This is a genomic window from Brevibacillus fluminis, assembly GCF_003710825.1.
Classification (GTDB): Bacteria; Bacillota; Bacilli; order Brevibacillales; family Brevibacillaceae; genus Brevibacillus_D; species Brevibacillus_D fluminis.
In genome coordinates, this window is record NZ_RHHQ01000012.1 from 22,348 (window position 1) to 41,531 (window position 19,184).

The 19,184-nt window shown below is 51.9% G+C and carries 18 protein-coding genes; 13 read left to right on the forward strand and 5 right to left on the reverse strand.

The genetic code is table 11. The features are described 5' to 3' along the window. The first annotated feature begins 12 nt into the window (after window positions 1–12). From deoC to EDM56_RS14335, 4 genes are all read left to right on the forward strand, one after another. Window positions 13–687 carry a deoxyribose-phosphate aldolase gene (deoC, locus tag EDM56_RS14320; RefSeq protein WP_122918586.1) on the forward strand — a complete coding sequence of 225 codons (675 nt, stop codon included), beginning with the start codon at window positions 13–15 and terminating at the stop codon, window positions 685–687. A 90-nt stretch (window positions 688–777) separates the two neighbouring features. Then, window positions 778–1,176: a cytidine deaminase gene (locus tag EDM56_RS14325; RefSeq protein ID WP_122918587.1), complete on the forward strand. Its 399-nt coding sequence runs from the start codon at window positions 778–780 to the stop codon at window positions 1,174–1,176. A 73-nt stretch (window positions 1,177–1,249) separates the two neighbouring features. Then, window positions 1,250–2,431 carry a NupC/NupG family nucleoside CNT transporter gene (locus tag EDM56_RS14330; protein ID WP_122918588.1) on the forward strand — a complete coding sequence of 394 codons (1,182 nt, stop codon included), beginning with the start codon at window positions 1,250–1,252 and terminating at the stop codon, window positions 2,429–2,431. Between the two features lie 113 nt (window positions 2,432–2,544). Further along, window positions 2,545–3,192 (forward strand): AmiS/UreI family transporter, encoded by a 648-nt coding sequence (locus EDM56_RS14335; RefSeq protein WP_122918589.1) that lies wholly within the window; start codon window positions 2,545–2,547, stop codon window positions 3,190–3,192. A 90-nt stretch (window positions 3,193–3,282) separates the two neighbouring features. On the opposite strand, the gene EDM56_RS14340 is transcribed toward EDM56_RS14335, so the two are convergent. The 3 genes from EDM56_RS14340 to EDM56_RS14350 form a co-directional block, all read right to left on the reverse strand. Next, the gene (locus EDM56_RS14340; protein WP_122918590.1) at window positions 3,283–4,461 is read right to left on the reverse strand and encodes an MFS transporter; all 1,179 of its coding nucleotides are present in this window, start codon (window positions 4,459–4,461) and stop codon (window positions 3,283–3,285) included. A 79-nt stretch (window positions 4,462–4,540) separates the two neighbouring features. Then, window positions 4,541–4,852, reverse strand: coding sequence for an ArsR/SmtB family transcription factor (locus tag EDM56_RS14345; protein WP_122919170.1), 312 nt, complete (start codon window positions 4,850–4,852; stop codon window positions 4,541–4,543). Window positions 4,853–4,962: 110 nt separating this feature from the next. Then, entirely contained in the window at window positions 4,963–5,838 is an 876-nt protein-coding gene (locus EDM56_RS14350; protein ID WP_122918591.1) for an arylamine N-acetyltransferase family protein, read from the reverse strand. Window positions 5,839–6,141: 303 nt separating this feature from the next. On the opposite strand from EDM56_RS14350, the gene EDM56_RS14355 reads away from it, so the two are divergent. From EDM56_RS14355 to EDM56_RS14370, 4 genes are all read left to right on the forward strand, one after another. Further along, entirely contained in the window at window positions 6,142–6,471 is a 330-nt protein-coding gene (locus tag EDM56_RS14355; RefSeq protein ID WP_122918592.1) for an ArsR/SmtB family transcription factor, read from the forward strand. A gap of 27 nt (window positions 6,472–6,498) precedes the next feature. Next, window positions 6,499–7,008 (forward strand): SRPBCC domain-containing protein, encoded by a 510-nt coding sequence (locus tag EDM56_RS14360; protein ID WP_122918593.1) that lies wholly within the window; start codon window positions 6,499–6,501, stop codon window positions 7,006–7,008. A 221-nt stretch (window positions 7,009–7,229) separates the two neighbouring features. Beyond that, entirely contained in the window at window positions 7,230–7,709 is a 480-nt protein-coding gene (locus EDM56_RS14365) for an SRPBCC family protein (protein WP_122918594.1), read from the forward strand. Between the two features lie 291 nt (window positions 7,710–8,000). Continuing rightward, window positions 8,001–11,126 carry a fibronectin type III domain-containing protein gene (locus EDM56_RS14370; protein ID WP_122918595.1) on the forward strand — a complete coding sequence of 1,042 codons (3,126 nt, stop codon included), beginning with the start codon at window positions 8,001–8,003 and terminating at the stop codon, window positions 11,124–11,126. A gap of 92 nt (window positions 11,127–11,218) precedes the next feature. On the opposite strand, the gene EDM56_RS14375 is transcribed toward EDM56_RS14370, so the two are convergent. Next, on the reverse strand, window positions 11,219–11,677 hold the full coding sequence (locus tag EDM56_RS14375) for a VanZ family protein (protein ID WP_183192440.1): 459 nt from the start codon (window positions 11,675–11,677) through the stop codon (window positions 11,219–11,221). Window positions 11,678–11,841: 164 nt separating this feature from the next. Between EDM56_RS14375 and EDM56_RS14380 the strand changes: the two genes are divergently transcribed. Further along, window positions 11,842–12,783 carry a coiled-coil domain-containing protein gene (locus EDM56_RS14380; protein WP_122918597.1) on the forward strand — a complete coding sequence of 314 codons (942 nt, stop codon included), beginning with the start codon at window positions 11,842–11,844 and terminating at the stop codon, window positions 12,781–12,783. A 56-nt stretch (window positions 12,784–12,839) separates the two neighbouring features. On the opposite strand, the gene EDM56_RS14385 is transcribed toward EDM56_RS14380, so the two are convergent. Beyond that, complete coding sequence (locus EDM56_RS14385; protein WP_122918598.1) at window positions 12,840–13,496, reverse strand: FusB/FusC family EF-G-binding protein; 657 nt, start codon at window positions 13,494–13,496, stop codon at window positions 12,840–12,842. A 460-nt stretch (window positions 13,497–13,956) separates the two neighbouring features. Between EDM56_RS14385 and EDM56_RS14390 the strand changes: the two genes are divergently transcribed. Genes EDM56_RS14390 through EDM56_RS14405 form a run of 4 tightly spaced genes read left to right on the forward strand, consistent with a single transcriptional unit; the run spans window position 13,957 to window position 19,158 of the window. Then, the gene (locus EDM56_RS14390; protein WP_122918599.1) at window positions 13,957–15,168 is read left to right on the forward strand and encodes a cystathionine gamma-synthase family protein; all 1,212 of its coding nucleotides are present in this window, start codon (window positions 13,957–13,959) and stop codon (window positions 15,166–15,168) included. 24 nt (window positions 15,169–15,192) lie between these two features. Beyond that, window positions 15,193–16,233 (forward strand): homoserine dehydrogenase, encoded by a 1,041-nt coding sequence (locus tag EDM56_RS14395; protein WP_122918600.1) that lies wholly within the window; start codon window positions 15,193–15,195, stop codon window positions 16,231–16,233. Window positions 16,234–16,268: 35 nt separating this feature from the next. Then, on the forward strand, window positions 16,269–17,714 hold the full coding sequence (locus EDM56_RS14400) for an aldehyde dehydrogenase family protein (protein WP_122918601.1): 1,446 nt from the start codon (window positions 16,269–16,271) through the stop codon (window positions 17,712–17,714). 31 nt (window positions 17,715–17,745) lie between these two features. After that, window positions 17,746–19,158 carry an amino acid permease gene (locus EDM56_RS14405; protein WP_425456324.1) on the forward strand — a complete coding sequence of 471 codons (1,413 nt, stop codon included), beginning with the start codon at window positions 17,746–17,748 and terminating at the stop codon, window positions 19,156–19,158. Window positions 19,159–19,184: the final 26 nt, after the last annotated feature.

Genomic DNA, 19,184 nt, shown 5'->3' on the forward strand with positions numbered 1-19,184 from the left:
GGATGAATACAAATGAACGTTGATTTGGCGAGAATGATTGACCACACGTTGTTGAAAGCGACGGCAACCGAAGATGAGATCGTGAAACTGGCGGAGGAAGCGAAGACGTATCAGTTTGCCTCCGTTTGCGTGAACCCGACATGGGTGAAAACGGCCGCTGAAGTACTGAAAGACACTCCACAAGTAAAAGTTTGCACTGTGATCGGTTTCCCGCTGGGAGCGACCACGACAGAAGTGAAAGCATTCGAAACGACGAATGCGATCGCAAACGGTGCGACCGAAGTTGACATGGTGATCAACGTCGGCGCGCTGAAAGACAAAAAATACGATCTCGTCGAAGCCGACATCAAGGCGGTTGTCGAAGCGGCAAAAGGGAAGGCTCTGACCAAGGTAATTTTGGAAACAGCGCTTTTGACCAAAGAAGAGATTGAAAAGGCGAGCCAGCTTTCCGTGCAAGCGGGCGCTGATTTCGTCAAGACGTCCACAGGCTTTTCCACGGGCGGAGCGACTGTGGAAGACGTCGCGTTGATGAGAAAAACCGTCGGGCAAAAAACGGGCGTGAAAGCGTCTGGCGGCGTGCGGAGCTTGGAAGACGCGCTGGCCATGGTTGAAGCGGGAGCCAACCGCATCGGAGCAAGCTCCGGCGTGTCGATCATGAAAGGCCTGACTTCTACTTCTGAATACTAGGTCCAAGTAAAGGCGGGAATCGGGCAAATCCTTTGGTTTTGCCCGGTTTCCTTCTTCTCAAAAATGACGCAAGACTGGGTGGAATGAACGATGGATATCAACATGCTGGTCAACCAGGCGATCGAGGCGCGCAAACAAGCCTATACCCCGTATTCTAACTTTCAGGTCGGAGCTGCGTTGATCACCAAAAACCAACGGCTGTTTCTGGGCTGCAATGTAGAAAACGCTTCGTACGGTTTAAGTAATTGCGCGGAACGGACGGCGATTTTCAAAGCCGTATCCGAAGGGGAATCGGAGATTGAAGCGATTGCGGTCGTAGGCGATACGGACGGACCAATTTCTCCATGCGGTGCGTGTCGGCAAGTGCTCGCCGAGTTCGCGACCGAAAATACGCGCGTGTTTTTGGCAAACCTAAAAGGAGACGTGGTGGAAGCTTCGATTGAGGAGCTGCTGCCCGGGTATTTCTCGTCCAAAGATCTCTTAAAATAAAAGGTACGAGCACTTTTATCTTGAAAGCGGAGTCATTAAAAAAGAGAGTGGATAGCATCCAAGTGGAGGCAACATGAGTTACTTACTATCGATAGCTGGATTGCTGGTTGTGTTTGCCCTGGCCTTGCTTGCGAGCAGTGATCGGAAAAAGATTAAGGTAAAACCGCTTCTGATCATGGTCGTGATCCAAATCGCCTTGGCAGGGCTGCTCTTGAATACGCAGTTCGGGCTGATCCTGATCCAAGGGATCGCCGAGGTGTTCAGCCAATTGCTGAAATACGCCAATGAAGGGGTATCGTTCGTGTTTGGTGGAATGGCCAACGAAGGGGCGTCCCCGTTTTTCCTCAACGTGTTGCTGCCGATCGTCTTCATTTCGGTTTTGATCGGGATTTTCCAGCACCTCAAAATTCTCCCGTTCCTCATGAAGGGGATTGGTCTTTTACTTAGCAAGATCAACGGCATGGGAAAGCTGGAGTCGTATAACGCGATCGCGTCCGCGATGGTCGGACAGTCGGAAGTATTCATCACGGTGAAAAAGCAGTTAGGCGCGCTGCCTGCGCATCGGCTGTATACGCTGTGCGCGTCCGCAATGTCCACCGTATCCATGTCGATCGTCGGTGCTTACATGACGATGATTGAGCCGAAATACGTGGTGACGGCAATCGTCATCAACCTGTTCGGGGGCTTCATCATTTCCTCGATCATCAATCCGTACACGGTCGATGATCGCGAAGATATTTTGATCGTACAAGATGAAGAGAAGCAAACCTTCTTTGAAATGCTCGGCGAGTACATTATGGACGGATTCAAGGTCGCGATCATCGTCGGTGCGATGCTGATCGGGTTTGTCGCTTTGATGGCGGCGATCAACCATACGTTCGAGCTGATATTCGGCATCTCGTTCCAAACGATTATGGGCTACATTTTCGCGCCGATCGCGATCATCATGGGCATCCCGATGGCGGAGGCCGTTTCAGCCGGTGGCATCATGGCGACCAAGCTGATCACCAATGAGTTCGTGGCGATGATGGACTTGACCAAAATCGCATCCACCTTCAGCCCGCGTGCGCTCGGGATCATTTCCGTCTTCCTCGTTTCGTTCGCCAATTTCTCGTCCATCGGGATCATTGCGGGAGCGGTGAAAGGGCTGAACGAGAAGCAAGGGAACGTAGTGGCGCGCTTTGGTTTGAAGCTGCTGTATGGTGCCACACTGGTCAGCATCTTGTCGGGAATCATCGTGAGCATCGTTTTGTAATGGCTTGATCGCCGGAAACGCTTTTCGAAAAAGCAATTCCTCTATCCAAGATGGAACTGCTTTTTCTTTTTTTCGGCAAACGCAAACTTTGATGGCGGGAGAAGGGAATCACTATGGGACAGGTAGGCTTGCTGCTGTCGGGAGCGGCGCTTTTTTTGAACAGCTTGGTGTTGATGGGCAGAGCAAACGGCAAGAGCGTCGGCGTGTTTAATCTTTTTGTCGGTTTCCTGCAAATCGTCATCCCGTTTTACTTGATCGTGGTATCTGACCAAGCCAATTGGACGGTCTATGGGTACGCCGCAACCTTTTTGTTCGGCTTGACCTATCTGTATGTCGGTTTCACGGCGTGCATGGGGCTGGAGGGCAACGGTCTTGGCTGGTTTTCGCTATGGGTATCGGTTATCGCTGTCGTGTACGCGGTGGTCGCTGCTCTTCATTTCAAAGATGCCGTAAGCGCGCTGACGTGGTTTATGTGGGCATTTTTATGGCTGTTGTTCTTCCTCGGCAATGCACTTGGCAAACGGATTGATGGATACGTCGGAAAAGTGGCGTTCGTCCAATCATGGGTGACACTGACCGTGCCGTCGCTGCTCGTGCTGACCGACGTGTGGGGAGTGCCGATGGTACAGCGCTTATGGACGTATGTGTTGCTCGCGTCGATCGTGTATTTTTTGTTTGCGCTGCGATCTGTGAGGAGAGCGGCGGGTGAAGGAAACAGCGGTGGCGCATCGGCTCATCCCACCGGAGAGACGAACATGTAAGGTACCGATACAATGAAAACAGCGGCAGCTTGGAGATGCAACGAATCCCAAGACTGTCGCTGTTTCTTTTCCAAGAGGGTGTTGTTACCCTCAGGATGAAACATTCCATTCCCGCGTTCTCACTGGAGCCAGCTTCACTTTGACCACGATTGAAAGGAATGCAAGCGCTGCGAACATAATACCGCTCCAGATGAGCTGATGGATGCCCAGGTGGGCGATGAACAAACCGCCGATGGCCGTTCCTACGGTAATACCGAGGTTGGAAAAGGAGACAAACAGGCTGTTTCCGAATTCCGGAGCTTCTTTCGCCTCGGCCAACAGCCAGGACTGCCCCACGATCAACCCGCCTGAATGGACGATCCCCCAGATGAACACGATCGCAACCATCGGAAGAAAAGCGAAGCCGAAGGAATAGACGAGCAGGTACATAGCCGCAAACAGCAGCGGATACAGAAGGACGGTTTTTGTCGCGCTTTTTTGCATGAAGCTTCCAAACAGGAAGTTCCCCACAATCATGATCACTCCGAAAGCCATCAACATGATGCTTATCCATGACCCGTTCATCCGGGTGACTTGCCCAAGATACTCGGCAAAGTAGCTGTATACGGAGAACATTGCGGCAAAAAGAAAGACAACCGTCGCGATATGTAACCATAAGGTAGGTTTGCGCAAGATGACAAGCTGCTTGCCGTACGACATTTTTTGACCGACAGGCATGGAAGGGAGCCAGGTAACGATTCCCGCAAAGGCGAGCAAGCTGACGATCGCTCCAAACCCAAAAGCGACGTTGAGCGAAAACATGTCAGCGAGGTAGGAGGTTAGGGGAACGCCGAAAGCGAACCCGACCGTAACGCCGGCGAATACTTTCGTGACCGCACGGCCGCTCTGCTCGGGTGGAACCAGCTTGGAAGCTGTCACGAGCGCTACCGAGAAAAAGACCGGATGAAGAATCGCCGGAAGAATCCGAAATACGAGCATGACCCAAAACGATGATGTATAAGCGTAAACGATATTGGCGATCGCGAAAAGCAGCACGGCTACCGCCAAAATTATTTTGCGGTTTACGGCGGAAACAAACAGAGTCATAAACGGGCCGAAAAGCGCAACGACGAGGGCGAAACTACTGACGAGCCAGCCAGCCGCTGACGCCGATATCGTGAATTTTTGCGTGATCTGGGGCAGTACCCCGACAATCCCCATTTCAGTTGTAATGATGCCGAAGACACCCAAAGCCAGAATGAGGATGAGCAGCGGATTCGAGTTTTTCATGTTCGATTTACATCTCCAATCATATTTACATATACAGAAAAATAGATATGTCAGGACAAAAAAAGCCCTCCTTTCCCCATTAGAGTTGGTTTTTAATGTACGCGGCGAACTCTTGTATCGTCTGTTCATTCCGCCGGTAATACGTCCATTTCCCAATTCGCTCCGATTCAAGCAAGCCGGCTTTTTGCATCGTGCACAAATAGCTGGAAATCACAGACTGCGCGAGTCCCGACTTTTTTTGGATGTCGCCAACGCATATGCCGGTACGAAACGTTAGTCCTTGCTCCAAATAGCACGCTTCGTTGAAGTGATCTTCGGGATTCTTGAGCCACTGCAAGATTTGACTGCGGGTTTCATTTGACAAGGCTTTATAAATCAGTGTAGGGTCCATAACGACCATTATATCTATTTTTATAGATTTGTAAATGCAAGGCGCGGGAGCGGATACGAAGCAGGCGCGGGAGCGGATACGAAGCTAGGCGCGGGAATACCCGCGCCTTTTCACGCCTTTTGCGCCTTGGATTTTTTCCACTCCTCATGGGCGCGGGATACCCGTTTCCACAACTCATCCTTTACCAGGTCGCTATAGGCGACGAGATGCTCGCCGAACACATCTCCCAGAACAGCAAGCCACTGCGATTTCGTCTGCAGCTCGGTCTTGTGAACGCCATCCTTGTCATACTTGCTCCAGACGCAGCCTCTCAACTCATTGCTACCGGTTGCATGTCGGTGGCGGATGAGAAATAGATTGATCCAGGGCGATTCGGCATGGCGGCTGTAATACTCATGCTTTGGCTTGAATTCTTCCAGCGACTCCACAACGTCGGGTGCAAAATCAACACCTGTAAAAGTAGCGAACGGGTCGTGCTCCAATCGCCAGCCGTTGGCGGCAACGCTCGATTCCATCACCTTGTAGTGCAGCGGAGCATGCTCATACGTGCCGAAACGCAGCGGAAGAGGCTCGTAGGGCATGTCACCCAGCCCCACATCGACGATCCAGCGATCTTCCTCCTGATGTGCACCGGCCAGGTTGACGGTCAGGCCGAGGTGAAACGAATTGATGCGCGGTTCGGCCCCAAGCGGCTGAACACCCGCCCGATGCATCGACACGTTGTAGCCCAAGGAGCGGAGAAGCGTGCTGAACGCCCCGTTCAAATGGAAGCAATATCCGCTTCTCCCGTCCAGAATGAGCTGGATGGATTCTTCGACGTCCATCCCGACGGGTTTTCCGGCAAAAATATCGATGCATTGCCACGCAAGGGTTTCTACATGGGCTTTGTGCAAGGCAAACAAGTATTCTTTGGTCGGTTCGTGCAAATCGGAGATTCCGATTCGCCGCAAGTAAGCGGTCCGTTCTTCTTTCGTCATTTGGTACATGGCTTGTCACCCCTTGTTTTTACGCGATCGCACGATGCTGTTTTTTCCAAAACCTGTAGTCTCATTGTAGAAGGGGGAGCGGTTTTCTACAATCGGAAAAAGTGCCATCTGTATCGATACAGATTGGGGTGAAACAGGTATGCTGGTGAAGCATTTTCGACAGGGAGAAAAATAACTTTTGAATATTCCTTTACAGGAATATTCAGTTCGTGGTATATTTGGGTCAGAAAGCACCAATCATAAACGTAAGAACTTACATTCAACAAGAAGCGAAATGATGCTTCCAAAAAGGATAGCGAGGCCATGGACAGTACAACATTTAGCGCTTTGGCTGAACCGAACCGCTTCCGCATGGTAGAGCTTCTGCGTGACGGCCCGCTCACAGTAGGGGAGATTGCAGAACGCTTAGATTTGCGCCAACCGCAAGCCTCGAAGCATTTGCGTGTCCTGCTCGAAGCGGGAATCGTTGAGGTGGAGGCCGATGCCAATAGGCGGCACTACAAGCTACGTTCCGAGCCGTTCAAAGCCTTGGAGGCTTGGCTTGAAACGTATAGCAGCGTGTGGGAGGAACGATTCGACAATCTAGAACGATACCTTCAACAGCTGCAAGCAAAACAGGAGAAGGACAAGTAAACATTCAAATTCAGGAGGGATTTGGCAATGGCGAGCAAAATGATTACTAAGGTTGATGGGCAGGAATTGATTCTGGAGCGTGTGTTCAGTGCACCTCGCGAGCTTGTGTTCAAGGCATTCTCCGAGGCTGAGCATCTGAAAAATTGGTGGGGACCGCGCGGCTGGACGCTCACCGTATGTAACATCGATTTTCGCCCAGGCGGGGTTTGGCATTACTGCATGAAGTGCATCGACAAAAACCAAGGGGATTTTTACGGATTCGAATCTTGGGGCAAAGGCGTCTACCAGGAAATCGTCGATAATGAAAAGATCGTGTATGTCGACTATTTCTCTGATGCGGAAGGCAATGAAGCGGAAGGGATGCCTTCGGCGCACAATACACTGATCTTTGAAGAGCATGAAGGCAAAACCAAGCTCATCAACCGCGCTCGCTACGCATCTCCGGAAGCGCTCAAAGCCGTTATCGATATGGGTATGGAGCAAGGCATCACGGAAACATGGGATCGTTTGGAAGAGCTCGTGGTATCGCTGCGATAAGCCATTCGCATTGATCGTGAACAAAAGAAAGACTCGCATTTCGTTGGAAAACGAAGCGGGTCTTTTTTGCGTGTATGCGTGTTGTGCATGCAAGATGACTCCTGCTTGGAAGAGTCAAATGATAGAATAGAGACAGTATCAATTTAATACAGCGGCACGATGCACGAGTTGCTGAACGTTCGGACATACTGGAGAATATATATCGTGGAGAGGTGATGGAGATGTTGGCTGCCATGGAGCAGACGGAAAACGGATATACCGCTCGATTTGAACGTCATCTGCCACACCCGGTCGAACAAGTGTGGGCGATGTTGACGGAAAATGAAAAGCTCGCGCAATGGTTTTCCGAGCTGCGTGTCGACGATCTTCGTGTAGGTGGGATGATCAAGTTTGCCATGCCGGATGGGACGTTTCTGGATATGGAGATTTTGGATCTGACCCCGAATTCGGCTTTGGCCTATACGTGGGGAGAGGACCGCGTCCGCTTTGAACTGCAGAAGGAACAAGCGGGATGCACCTTAACATTAATCGAAACAATTCACCAAGTGACTCCCCATACCCCGAAAGATTTGGCTGGCTGGCATGTCTGCTTGGACGTCATCGGGGCGCTGCTGGCTGGCAAGACGATCGAGTCGCGTAAGAGCGAATGGGAGAAGGTTTATCCGCGCTATATTGAGCTCATCGATACCATCACGCAATAATAATACGTGGAAAAGACGAAGAACCGCCCGGATACGGCGGTTCTTTTTCTATGTCTGGAAATGTGGAGCACATTTTGTACCAAGTTCGTAATTTACACGGAAACTACTAACTTTAGTTAGGTCAAAACCAATAGTCCATTGATTACAGTGTAAATATACAGCGGTTGCGGACGTTCCCCTTCCATTCGTCTCCCTATCTAGTAGTGAGTTGCCAGACTGCCTGCATCGGGCGATTGGAAGGAAGCTTAAAGTAGACTGCACTGCCGACATAGAAAAAGGGGGAACACAGAAATGTATCGGCTTTCTTGGAAAAGCTGTACTTCGCTCATTTCGGCGAGTGTGCTGATCACCAGCGCGCTTATCGGGCCGATCGGATATACAGGTAAAGCGTCAGCGATGGCAACCTCTCATACTGGTCAAAGCAGAATGGCCGCTCCTGCAATCGCGTTGAACGAGACGGAGCTGCCGCACATGATCAATGCAATGCTTAGCAATGACGCCATTATTGTTGAGTTCAGCAAGCGTTTGGTGGGGGACGCCAATTCGCTGTCGACAGACGATTTTGTGGTGAAGGTGGACGATCAGCCAGCAGCGCTCTCTTTTGTCAGTCCTCTCGTGGATGCTGACGGATTTATGACCCTTGCGTTGATCATGCTCCCAGAAACGGTCGCGAAGGGGAAAAAGGTCACGCTTGCATACCGCAACAGCGAAAACCCATTGAAAGATGAAGAGGGCAATCCGCTCAGCGATGCGGAAGTGGACGTCACAAACTGGAACAAAGGCACATTCCAGTCGCCGCCCGTGATGAATCTGCCGCTAAAGACCGGCTATAAGCTGAAACCAGGCGATGCGATCGTAACCTTTACACCTACCGGCGGCAATCCCAATCATCTGCAGTTCGAGTTCCCTAACGAAAGTACGAAAGGGACGTGGTTGGAGACAGATCGGAGGATCCATAACAAAAACGATTATGTGGTCCGGAATAATACGGATTCCGTTTCCTATTCGCCGAGTGTAGTAGGCGTGACACCGGGTTCAAGCAGCTTTGAAGTCCTATTGCCGGAAGACGTCTTTTTTGAAGAAGGGAAATCGTACACGCTCTACATGTCGGGTACGGCAGGCGGAAATGAAGTTCGGCTGCCTGAAGGAGAGACAACGACCAGCAAAGCCAGGGTGACGTTAATACGGGATGCAGATGGGTATTATAGCGATGAATATACATTTGAAAATGTCAGCCTGCATGACGTGCCCAACATGCCGCCGGTTGCCACTCCGGCTTTGCAGACAAGATTCACGAAAGGTGATGCTCCACTTACCTTTGGTCCGGGGCAGCTGGCGAGCGACGATGATGGCGATATGCTGGAGCTGTCCAATCCAGTGTCGGATGACGAAGGTATCGCCATCGCATCGGTGATAGCAAACCAGCTCATCGTTTCACCTATTGGAAAAGGGACAACGAATGTGCAAGTAGATGTGAGCGATGGTTACCAGCATACGACGACAGTGACGGTACCTGTCACGGTCATTCAGCAGCAGACACCCGCTGTTTTTCTAGGACAGGTTGAGGTGATCCGTCATGAGAATGGGACATTCACGATCACCATCGCAGATGTTCCAGCGCATGCGGCGGTGAGACTTTACTCGCCGGAGAATGGCGAGATACTCCTTACGCAAAGCCAGGGTGCTGAACGGGGGCCGCTCGTTTTGCAGCTTGCCGGAGCAGGCAGCATGGCGACGGTACACATCACACTGGAGGATACGGCGGCGGACAAGTCGGAAAGCAATCGGGTCGAGGTGACGCTTCCGGCAGTGGAGTATAAAGCAGAGCTTCGCTCCGCCATCAACGAGGCGCTGGCTCTCGATGACCAAGCTGTGGCTGGTGAGGGAGTCGGCCAATATCCGCCAAGCGCGAAGTTGGCGTTTCAAGCCGCAATTGCTGCGGCAACAGCTGTGAGAAATGACCTTACCGCTACCAAAGGGCAGGTAGAAGCAGCAGCTGAAGCTTTGCATGAGGCGATTACGGAATTTGAGCGATCCAAAATCGTGGATAGTGGAAAACCGGAAAAACCATCCAATGTTACGTCTGTGTCGACGACAACGAGTATCACGCTTAGTTGGCACGCGGTTGACACTGTAACGGAATACAGTGTGGTCAGAAACGGAGCCGTCTTGTATGCTGGGGTTCAGCCATTTTTCCGTGATAACGGCTTGCAGCCCGGCACGCGGTACGACTATGAAATTTATGCGTGGCGCGGCACGCAAAAAAGCGAGCCTGCCCGATACAGCGGCATGACTGCGGCGGTTACATATCCGCCGCAGCCAGACCCGGCCTCACCGATCACTTCATTTGTAGCAAACGAGCTTACGGAAGACGCTGCTAGCTTCACATGGCCGTCGCTCACAGGTGCCGCAGCCGTCATCATTCAGCAGCGAGTCGAGGGCGGCGCGTGGGAAAACGCGGATACAGGGCGTATTTCGCCGGCCGATACGCGGGCAACGGTAAAGGGGCTTTTGCCGGACACGACCTATTTATTCCATCTAGTGGTCACAGGCGGAATAAATGCCGGGGAATCCAATGAGGTGAAAGCGACGACCAAACCGGCAGCCCAACCCAAAATTGTACGGCTGGAAGCATCCGTAGACAGCCTTTGGCTAAAACCGCAAAAAAGCAAAACCTTCAAACTGTATGCCATTTACAATAATAAAAAGAAAAGAGAGATCACGCGGGAGAAAAACGTTTCCTACCAAACGAGCGATGCCAAGCTCGCGTCTGCTGCGTCCGGTCGCATTACCGCGGGCAAGAATGCAGGAGATGCGCTTATTACGATTCGCTACGATGATTTCGTCTGCACCTTACCCGTAACCGTAGCAAAGAATCAGATCGACGAATTGCAGCTCTCGCGCGAATCGGCTGAAATGCTTATTGGCGACAGCACTTCCCTGCAAGCAGTGGCGCTGCTGCCTGGAAAAGAAAAACGAGATGTAACGGATATCGCGGTCTGGACATCGGATCATCCAGATGTCGTCGCAGTGGAAGCAGGAAAGCTGACTGCGATCAAGGCTGGAACCGCAAACGTTGAGGTGAATTACGGCGGTCGCTCCGCACAGCTCGAAGTCACGGTGCAAGCAGAGAGCAAGGTTCACAAGCTGACCCTAAGCGCGCGAAAGGTGACGCTCGAAAAAGGGAAGAGCGCAGGGATCGCGGTGACGGCAGAGCTTGCAGATGGAACAAAGATCGATGTGACTGACATTGCTGACGCCGCGGTCCGTAACAAAGCGATCGCGTCCTTTGCTGACGGGGAGCTGACCGGGCTTGCGGAGGGGACGACCAGGATTACCTTCACGTATCGCAACAAGACGGCGACACTTTCGGTGGAAGTGGTCAAGGTCAAATCCGACGATCAAATAAACGAGTAAAACGCAAGGAACCGTGCTTGGTCGGGCACGGTTCTTTTCCTTTTCAGGCAACTCGCTTGGCTCTCCCCACCGGCACTTCAGCCGATTTCCTCTTATACGTTTTGCCGTTTCACAGCTCGCTTAAGCCGAACGAACAGCACGATTCCCAGCATGCCCCCGAAAAAATTGAGGATAATGTCATCCACATCAAAGCTGCCGACATGCCAAACAATCTGGGCCACCTCGATCGAGGTATTGACGAGTAGGAGGAGCACCAAAGCCAGCATGGGCCGCCGGGCAAAGCGTACATAGGCGGGAATCAGGAACCCGAGCGGAATAAACAGCACGATATTGCCGAACAGATTGGTGGACCAAATCCAGAAGTTGAAGTGATGCGCCTGGCTGATGTACATGCCAATCGTTCGGAACGGTATGACGTTGTAGTTATAGCCGTCGAGAAAGCCGCGGTTGCGGACGAACAATAGATCAAAGAGAAACGCGAGATAGCCGATGCTCACAAAATGAAAAAGGAGCCGGGCTCGCCATTTTTTTAGGGTTAGAGCTGCATTCATTTCAATCATGACCTCACTTGCTTGCCTGTATATCAACTTCCAGTACCAAGTATAAAGTGAAAAACTTTACAAAGGGGAAAGAAAAGGTAAAGAAATACTAAAGATGTAGAAACATCTGACGGAATGACACGTAAACAAGGAAAAGGGAAGCGGGGGGTGATGAGGTGTTCGAGGAAATAAACCAGCAATTGGCGGATTTGAAGCTGCGCATACGGCAGAAGCTGCACTGGGAGCAAAATGTGCAGTTGCTGCGCAGCCAGCATAAACAAGAGGTTGATAAGCGAGACAGACTTTTGAGAAGGCTGCGTAATGAGCAGCATGATGTTGATCGGCTGACGGGGATATCGTTTGGCGCATTTTTTTACAGCATGATTGGAAAAAAGGAAGAGAAGCTGGCAAAGGAGACGGAAGAACTTTTACAGGCCCGATTAAAATATGAGGTCACTTCCGATACGGTCAAGGAACTGGAGGACGAAATTCAATCGCTGGAAGAGAAGTTACGCCAGGTTGCGGGTCTGGAGAGCGAGATGGCGGAGAAGCTGACACATAAAGAGCGTTTGATTCTGGAAGTACGACCGGTGCTGGGAACGCGATTGCGTGAGCTGACACATCGCGAATCCGATTTGCAAGCCCATCAGAAGGAAGTGCAGGAAGCCATCGTGGCGGGGCGTTCAACTGTCGCTTATCTCGACGAAGCGATCAAGCAGCTTGAATCAGCGAGCTCATGGGGAGCATGGGATATGCTTGGAGGCGGAATGATCTCGACAGCGATCAAGCACAACCGGATCGATGAAGCGCGATCCGCGATCCACAGCGCGCAAAAAAGCTTGCGAAAATTCCAGCAAGAGCTAAAAGATGTCCAGCGGGAAAGCGCCATCCGCATCGACATCGGGGAAATGCTGACATTTGCGGATTTCTTCTTTGACAATATCATCACGGACTGGATCGTGCAGGATCGCATTTCCACATCGCTTACGCAAGCGCGGGAAAAGCGAAAAGAGGTGAGTGCGCTGATCGGCAAGCTGAACGAGCAGGCAGCTTTGGCAGAAAAAGAGCTCGGACAGACCCGGCAGGCATGGCTGGATTTGATCGAGAAGGCGGAATGAACGAGAAAAACAGGCGGTCTGCAAGGGCAGACGGCCTGTTTTTCTTTTACAGCGGCTCACGCATTTTCCAACACGCTCGCGATAAACGACTCCAAGTAAGTCAGATCTTTGATTTTTGCATTACATGCGGCGCTATCGATGCACATGTAGTTGCCGACCGCTTTGTAATAATCGGCGTACTTGGCATTTTTGGTCTTGGTGATCGCGGAAAAAAGTGCGACTTCTGCAACACCATTGCACAGCGAGCATACGTTTTTCTTGTTAGTGGCTGTGAATCTGCCTTCTATGCCAACGATCTGGTTGTTTTGCTCATAAACAAAGAACATTTTGTTTGTGGCAATGTCAATCCACCCGATATACGTAAGCGCGGTGTAATTGAGTGCATCCAGGTTCGGAGTCTTGAGTTTTTTGTTCTTTGGAAACAGCTTCTGGATTTGCTTTTCCGTCACTTTCGGAAAGCTGGACAAATACGGCGTCAAAGACGTTACGAATTCCTGGAATTCCTCCGGCTTTTTCAGCGTAAGAAGCGGTGCGAACAACTGCTTCTGCTCATTCGTAATGGCCAGAAACTGCTCGAAGATTTTTGCTTCCGCGCCGAAGCGCGCCCCCTCGATGACCTTTGGGTCAGATACAGTCATGAGCGTAGACTGCAGGTTTTTTACCTGCTGCTTAATAAAGTTAAACTGGTGATTTTTAATGAACGGCGTATTCATGTGATTCCCTCCATATAGACATAGTCGAATTGAAGCTTCGAGTCTGTCTTTGATCGGAGGCGATCATCACAAATGGAGGAAACGCCCCCTAATCAAAGAAGCGTTTCGCGTATCGAGCAAACCAATGTTGTGCAAAGCATGGTTATCATTCACCCTCTTACCCTTTGATAGTAGCATCATATAAAGAGTCGATGAACGATGTCAAGGGTAGAGAAAGGAATGGCAGGAAGATTCGATCAAATAAAATTTTCAGCATTTTAGAAAAGTTGTGTATTGAAATTCAGGGGTGTCGATAATACAATATACAATATACAAAATGATGGTTGTGCAAATCGTCGCCTGCTAAAAAGAAGAAGCAGTTATTTTTTTCACGCTACGTAAAAGGTGAAATTGTGCAGGTTGTTGTATATTGTATACAAAATACAAAACAAAAAGAAATCAATGCAAACATGGAGGGCACATGAGAAAACGTGATTTTGAGCACAGTCAACTGGGGACCAAAACGGTTTGGGCCGGAGAAGAAGCGTTTTTGTCGCACGGCTCCACCCAAGTGCCTGTGGTGCTAAGCGTGGCGTACGGCTACGACGATGTGGACGTGTGGTACGATGTGGCGACAGGGCAAAAACCAGGATATATGTACAATCGGATGAGCAATCCAACTGTTCAGGCGTTCGAGCAAAAAGTATGCACACTTGAGGGGGCAGAGGCAGCAATCGCCTTTTCATCCGGGATGGCGGCGATCAGCAGCGCGTTGTACACGTTTTTGCGACCGGGCAATCGGGTTGTGTCGGTAAAAGATACGTATGGTGGGACGAACAAGATTTTCACGGAGTTTTTGCCGAATATCAATGTAGATGTCGTCTTGTGCAATACAGGCAGCCATGAAGAGATTGAGGCGGAAATCGCCAAAGGCTGCAATTTACTTTACCTCGAATCGCCGACGAATCCAACGCTGAAGATTTTGGACATTGCAAGGCTGGTGAAAGCGGCCAAAGCGGTTGGCGCACTCGTGTTTATCGACAACACGATCGCGACGCCGATCAACCAAAATCCGCTGCGGCTCGGCGTGGATCTGGTGATTCACAGTGCTACCAAGTTCTTGAGCGGACATGCCGATGTGTTGGGTGGTGTTGTGTGCGGGTCTGGTGCTCTCATGGAAAAGGTGTACCATTACCGCGAAATCAACGGCGCGACGATGGACCCGTGGTCGGCATACCTGATGATTCGCGGAATGAAAACGCTGAAGCTGCGCGTTGAGCAGCAGGCCAAAAGCGCGATGGCGCTAGCGGGCTATCTGGAAAAGCAGGAGTTGGTCGAAGCCGTTTATTATCCGGGATTGCCGACGCATCCGCACCATGAGGTAGTCAAAGCGCAAATGAGAGGCTTCGGCGGGATTGTCAGCTTTGTGCTCAAAGGGGAAATGGATGCCGTAAAAATCCTGTTGCCGCGCTTGCAATATGCCAATCGGGCCGGAAACCTCGGTGCGGTCGAAACGATTTACGGACCCGCGCGGACGACAAGCCATGTCGAGTGCACGCTCGAAGAACGGCAAGCGCTGGGGATTTCGGAAGGCTTGGTTCGCATTTCGTGTGGAATCGAGGACACGGAAGATTTAATCGCCGATTTGGATCAGGCATTCCGCGCGCTCGCGGCACATCTGCAGACAAACTGACAAGTAGAGGAGGAAACAGTTACAATGGCACACAAAATCGCGTTGCTCGGCTTTGGTGTCGTCGGCCAAGGGCTGGCGGAAATTTTGCTGGAAAAAGAAATGGAACTGGCGGAAAAGGAGGGCTTCGCTGCCAAGGTCGTGGCCGTATCCGATCTACTGAAAGGCTCGCTGTATCATCCCGACGGATTGGACATAAAACGATTGCTCGACGTTGTGCAGGAAACGGGCAAGCTTGCTGGTTATCCCGATCAGGACGGGCTCGTACGAGGATGGAACAGCTTTGAGACGATTCGGCAAAGCAATGCGGATACCATCGTCGAAATGACCTATACCGATGTGAAGACGGGGCAGCCTGCGATCGACCATTGCCGCGCGGCTTTTGAGAGTGGGAAGCACGTCGTGATGAGCAACAAGGGGCCGGTTTCGCTGGCGTATCGGGAGCTGTCTGAGCTAGCGCGGCGCAATGGTGTACGCTGGTGTTTTGAAGGAACGGTGATGAGCGGCACCCCGACGCTGCGCATGCCACTGACAACGCTCGCCGGCAATGAAATCGGGGAAGTTCGCGGCATTCTCAACGGGACGACCAACTATATGCTCACCAAAATGGAAGAGGGCATGAGCTATTACGAAGCGCTCGCGGAAGCACAGGCGCTTGGTTTTGCCGAAGCGGATCCGACGAGCGATGTAGAAGGGTACGATGCCCAGTACAAGCTCACCATCCTTGCCAATATCGTCATGGGGATGCCGATCGGACGCGATGAAGTAGAGCGCGAGGGCATCACGCATTTGACTCACGCCGATATCGCCTGGGCAAAGGAGAATGGAAAGCGGTGGAAGCTGCTCGCGAAAGCGGCCAAAAAAGATGGCAAGCTGATCGCTAAAGTCGGATTGGAAGCGCTTCCCTTGACTGACCCGCTGGCAAGTGTCCAAGGTGCGCAAAATGCGATCACATACGCGTGCGATCTTGCCGGTCCGATCACGATTATCGGCGCGGGCGCGGGAAAAAAAGAGACCGGTTTTTCCATATTGATCGACTTGCTCAACATCAGTCGTAATCAGCTTTGAGCCACAATCAGCATGTAAGATGGAGGGGGTAACCCATGTCAACAGAGACTGCAACTGTCAAACACAAGATGTTTCTCGCCGGAAATTGGGTTTCGCGCGAAAAGGAAATGGAAGTTCGCGATCCGCAGGACAATCGTTTGATCGGCACAGTGCCTGCCGCCAGCGAACAGGATGTGCTGCACGCCATTCACGAGGCGCAGGACGGGCAAAAAATTGCGGCAGCCATGCCGGTGCACGAGAGGATCGCGATCCTGCACCGAGCAGCCGATTGGATTGCACAGCGGCAGGAGCAATACGCGAGAATGATCGCGCGGGAAGGCAGCAAAACGATCCGGGAGGCGCGCAAGGAAGCGAGGCGCTGCGTGGAAACGCTGCGGATCAGCGCGGAGGAAGCCAGACGGATCAATGGGGAGACGATCTCCTTTGACCAAATGCCGGGCAGCGAAAACCGTACCGGATACTTCTATCGCTTTCCGATCGGCATCATCGCGGCGATCACCCCGTTCAATGACCCGCTGAACCTGGTTGCGCACAAAGTCGGCCCCGCCATCGCCGCTGGCAACGCCATCATCGTCAAGCCCGCCCCCACCACACCGCTGTCTGCGCTGCTCTTGGCGGAAGCGTTTGACCATGCGGGCCTTCCGCCCAAAATCCTTTCGGTTGTGACGGGGTACACCAGCGATATGGGGGATGCGCTGATTACGCACCCGGCCATTCGGATGGTTTCCTTCACCGGCGGCTTAGCAACCGGTCAAATGATTATGCAGAAGGCTGGTTTGAAAAAAATCAGCATGGAGCTCGGCTCCAACTCACCGGTCATCGTCCTCAAGGATGCTGACCTGCCGCATGCGATTGAATCCACCGTTTCCGGCGCGTTTTGGGCAGCGGGGCAAAATTGCCTTGGGGTGCAACGCATCTATGTCGAAGAGGAGCGATATGCCGAATTTGTGAAAGGGTTCGTTTCAAGGACCAACCAGTACATTGTGGGCGATAAGCAGGCGGAGGAGACGGACATGGGGCCGATGATCACCGAGGCAGAAGCCACTCGCGTAGAAAGCTGGGTTCAGGAAGCGGTTGAGAAGGGAGCGATTTTGCTGACGGGCGGAAATCGCAATGGCGCTTATTATGAGCCGACCGTGCTTGTCAATGTGCCGGAGGATTGCAGACTGGCGCGGGAAGAAATTTTTGGGCCCGTTGTCACGATCTATTCAGTACCCGATCTGGACGCAGCGATCAAGGAAGCGAACAACGTCGCCTTCGGCCTGCAAGCGGGCATTTTCACCAAAAACATCGACCACGCTTTCGCAGCGGTCAAAGAGCTGGATGTGGGCGGAGTCATGATCAACGACAGCACGGATTACCGCATCGACGCGATGCCATTTGGCGGCGTGAAAGGATCTGGCATCGGGCGCGAGGGTGTAAAATTCGCGATACAGGAGATGACCGAACCAAAAGTCGTGTGCTTTACGGTAGCCAAATAGATGGAATTTGGGGAAAGGTGTGGGAATCATGATGAACGGCAACGAAAATGAGCGTGGGCAGCTGCGGCGCACCATGAAAAGCAGACATATGTTCATGATTTCACTTGGAGGCGTTATCGGCACAGGGCTCTTTTTGAGCTCTGGCTATACGCTGAATACGGCTGGACCGGGTGGGACGATCCTGGCCTACCTCGTCGGCGGCTTGATCATGTATCTCGTTATGCTATGTCTCGGGGAGCTGTCGGTCGCCATGCCCGTTACCGGCTCTTTCCAAACGTACGCGACGCGATACCTTGGACCAGCTACAGGCTTCATGGTGGGATGGATGTACTGGCTCACCTGGGTCGTCGCGGTCGGCTCCGAATTCACGGCTGCCGGGCTCTTGATGCAGCGGTGGTTTCCCGGTTCGTCCGTCTGGATGTGGAGCGCCGTGTTTGCGGGAGCGATTTTTCTGCTGAATGCCCTCTCCGTTAAATTTTTCGCGGAAACGGAGTTTTGGTTTGCGGGAATCAAGGTTGTAACGATTATTTTCTTCATCCTGCTTGGCGGCGCAGCCATGTTCGGCTTCATCCCGATGAAGGATGGCTCCGCAGCGCCGATGCTTTCTAATTTTTCCGGGGCGGACGGGCTTTTCCCCAACGGGCTGCTCCCTGTCCTCATGACGATGATCTCGGTTAACTTTGCCTTTTCCGGCACGGAGCTGATCGGGGTGACGGCGGGTGAGAGCGAAGATCCGGAAAAAAATATACCCAAGTCGATTTCGAATATTATCTGGAGAACGATGATCTTTTTCGTCGGTGCAATCTTTGTGCTGGCCGGACTGATTCCGTGGAAGGAAGCGGGCGTGATCGAGAGTCCCTTTGTCCTCGTATTCGATAACATTGGCGTTCCCTATGCCGCTGATCTCATGAATTTTGTCATCATCACTGCATTGCTGTCTGTCGCCAACTCAGGGCTGTACGCTTCGACGCGCATGCTCTGGTCGTTGTCCAAAGAGAACATGGTCAGCCCGTCCCTCGGCAAGGTGACAGCCAACGGGGTTCCGCTAAATGCTTTGATCGTAAGCATGCTCGTTGCGTGCCTGTCCTTGCTGTCGAGTGTGTTCGCCGCCGATACCGTGTATCTTGTGCTCGTTTCCATCTCCGGTTTTGCGGTCGTGATTGTGTGGATGGCGATTGCTGCTTCCCAATATGCATACCGCAAACAGTTTTTGCGAGAAGGCAACAGCGTCCAAGACCTCAAATACCGGACGCCTTTGTATCCGCTCGTGCCGATCGCCGCATTTGTGCTGTGCCTCGCTTCCTGCATTGGTCTCGCCTTCGATCCGAGCCAGCGAATCGTGATCTACAGCGGAGTTGCATTCATGGCAGCCTGCTATTTATTTTATTATTTCAAAATTGCCAAAAGTCGGTCCGCCGCCAAGGCAACGCTAGCAAAAGAGTAAACGGAACAGCCCCCCGAGTGCTATCT

Bases quoted from the DNA above. Each gene is read 5' to 3' on its own strand.
- EDM56_RS14365 (WP_122918594.1), top strand. From the start codon at position 7,230: ATGTTGGCTGCCATGGAGCAGACGGAAAACGGATATACCGCTCGATTT.
- EDM56_RS14350 (WP_122918591.1), bottom strand. From the start codon at position 5,838: ATGTACCAAATGACGAAAGAAGAACGGACCGCTTACTTGCGGCGAATC.
- EDM56_RS14375 (WP_183192440.1), bottom strand. From the start codon at position 11,677: ATGAATGCAGCTCTAACCCTAAAAAAATGGCGAGCCCGGCTCCTTTTT.
- EDM56_RS14390 (WP_122918599.1), top strand. From the start codon at position 13,957: ATGAGAAAACGTGATTTTGAGCACAGTCAACTGGGGACCAAAACGGTT.
- EDM56_RS14385 (WP_122918598.1), bottom strand. From the start codon at position 13,496: ATGAATACGCCGTTCATTAAAAATCACCAGTTTAACTTTATTAAGCAG.
- EDM56_RS14325 (WP_122918587.1), top strand. From the start codon at position 778: ATGGATATCAACATGCTGGTCAACCAGGCGATCGAGGCGCGCAAACAA.
- EDM56_RS14360 (WP_122918593.1), top strand. From the start codon at position 6,499: ATGGCGAGCAAAATGATTACTAAGGTTGATGGGCAGGAATTGATTCTG.
- EDM56_RS14335 (WP_122918589.1), top strand. From the start codon at position 2,545: ATGGGACAGGTAGGCTTGCTGCTGTCGGGAGCGGCGCTTTTTTTGAAC.
- EDM56_RS14400 (WP_122918601.1), top strand. From the start codon at position 16,269: ATGTCAACAGAGACTGCAACTGTCAAACACAAGATGTTTCTCGCCGGA.
- EDM56_RS14355 (WP_122918592.1), top strand. From the start codon at position 6,142: ATGGACAGTACAACATTTAGCGCTTTGGCTGAACCGAACCGCTTCCGC.
- EDM56_RS14330 (WP_122918588.1), top strand. From the start codon at position 1,250: ATGAGTTACTTACTATCGATAGCTGGATTGCTGGTTGTGTTTGCCCTG.
- EDM56_RS14370 (WP_122918595.1), top strand. From the start codon at position 8,001: ATGTATCGGCTTTCTTGGAAAAGCTGTACTTCGCTCATTTCGGCGAGT.
- EDM56_RS14340 (WP_122918590.1), bottom strand. From the start codon at position 4,461: ATGAAAAACTCGAATCCGCTGCTCATCCTCATTCTGGCTTTGGGTGTC.
- deoC (WP_122918586.1), top strand. From the start codon at position 13: ATGAACGTTGATTTGGCGAGAATGATTGACCACACGTTGTTGAAAGCG.
- EDM56_RS14405 (WP_425456324.1), top strand. From the start codon at position 17,746: ATGAACGGCAACGAAAATGAGCGTGGGCAGCTGCGGCGCACCATGAAA.
- EDM56_RS14395 (WP_122918600.1), top strand. From the start codon at position 15,193: ATGGCACACAAAATCGCGTTGCTCGGCTTTGGTGTCGTCGGCCAAGGG.
- EDM56_RS14345 (WP_122919170.1), bottom strand. From the start codon at position 4,852: ATGGACCCTACACTGATTTATAAAGCCTTGTCAAATGAAACCCGCAGT.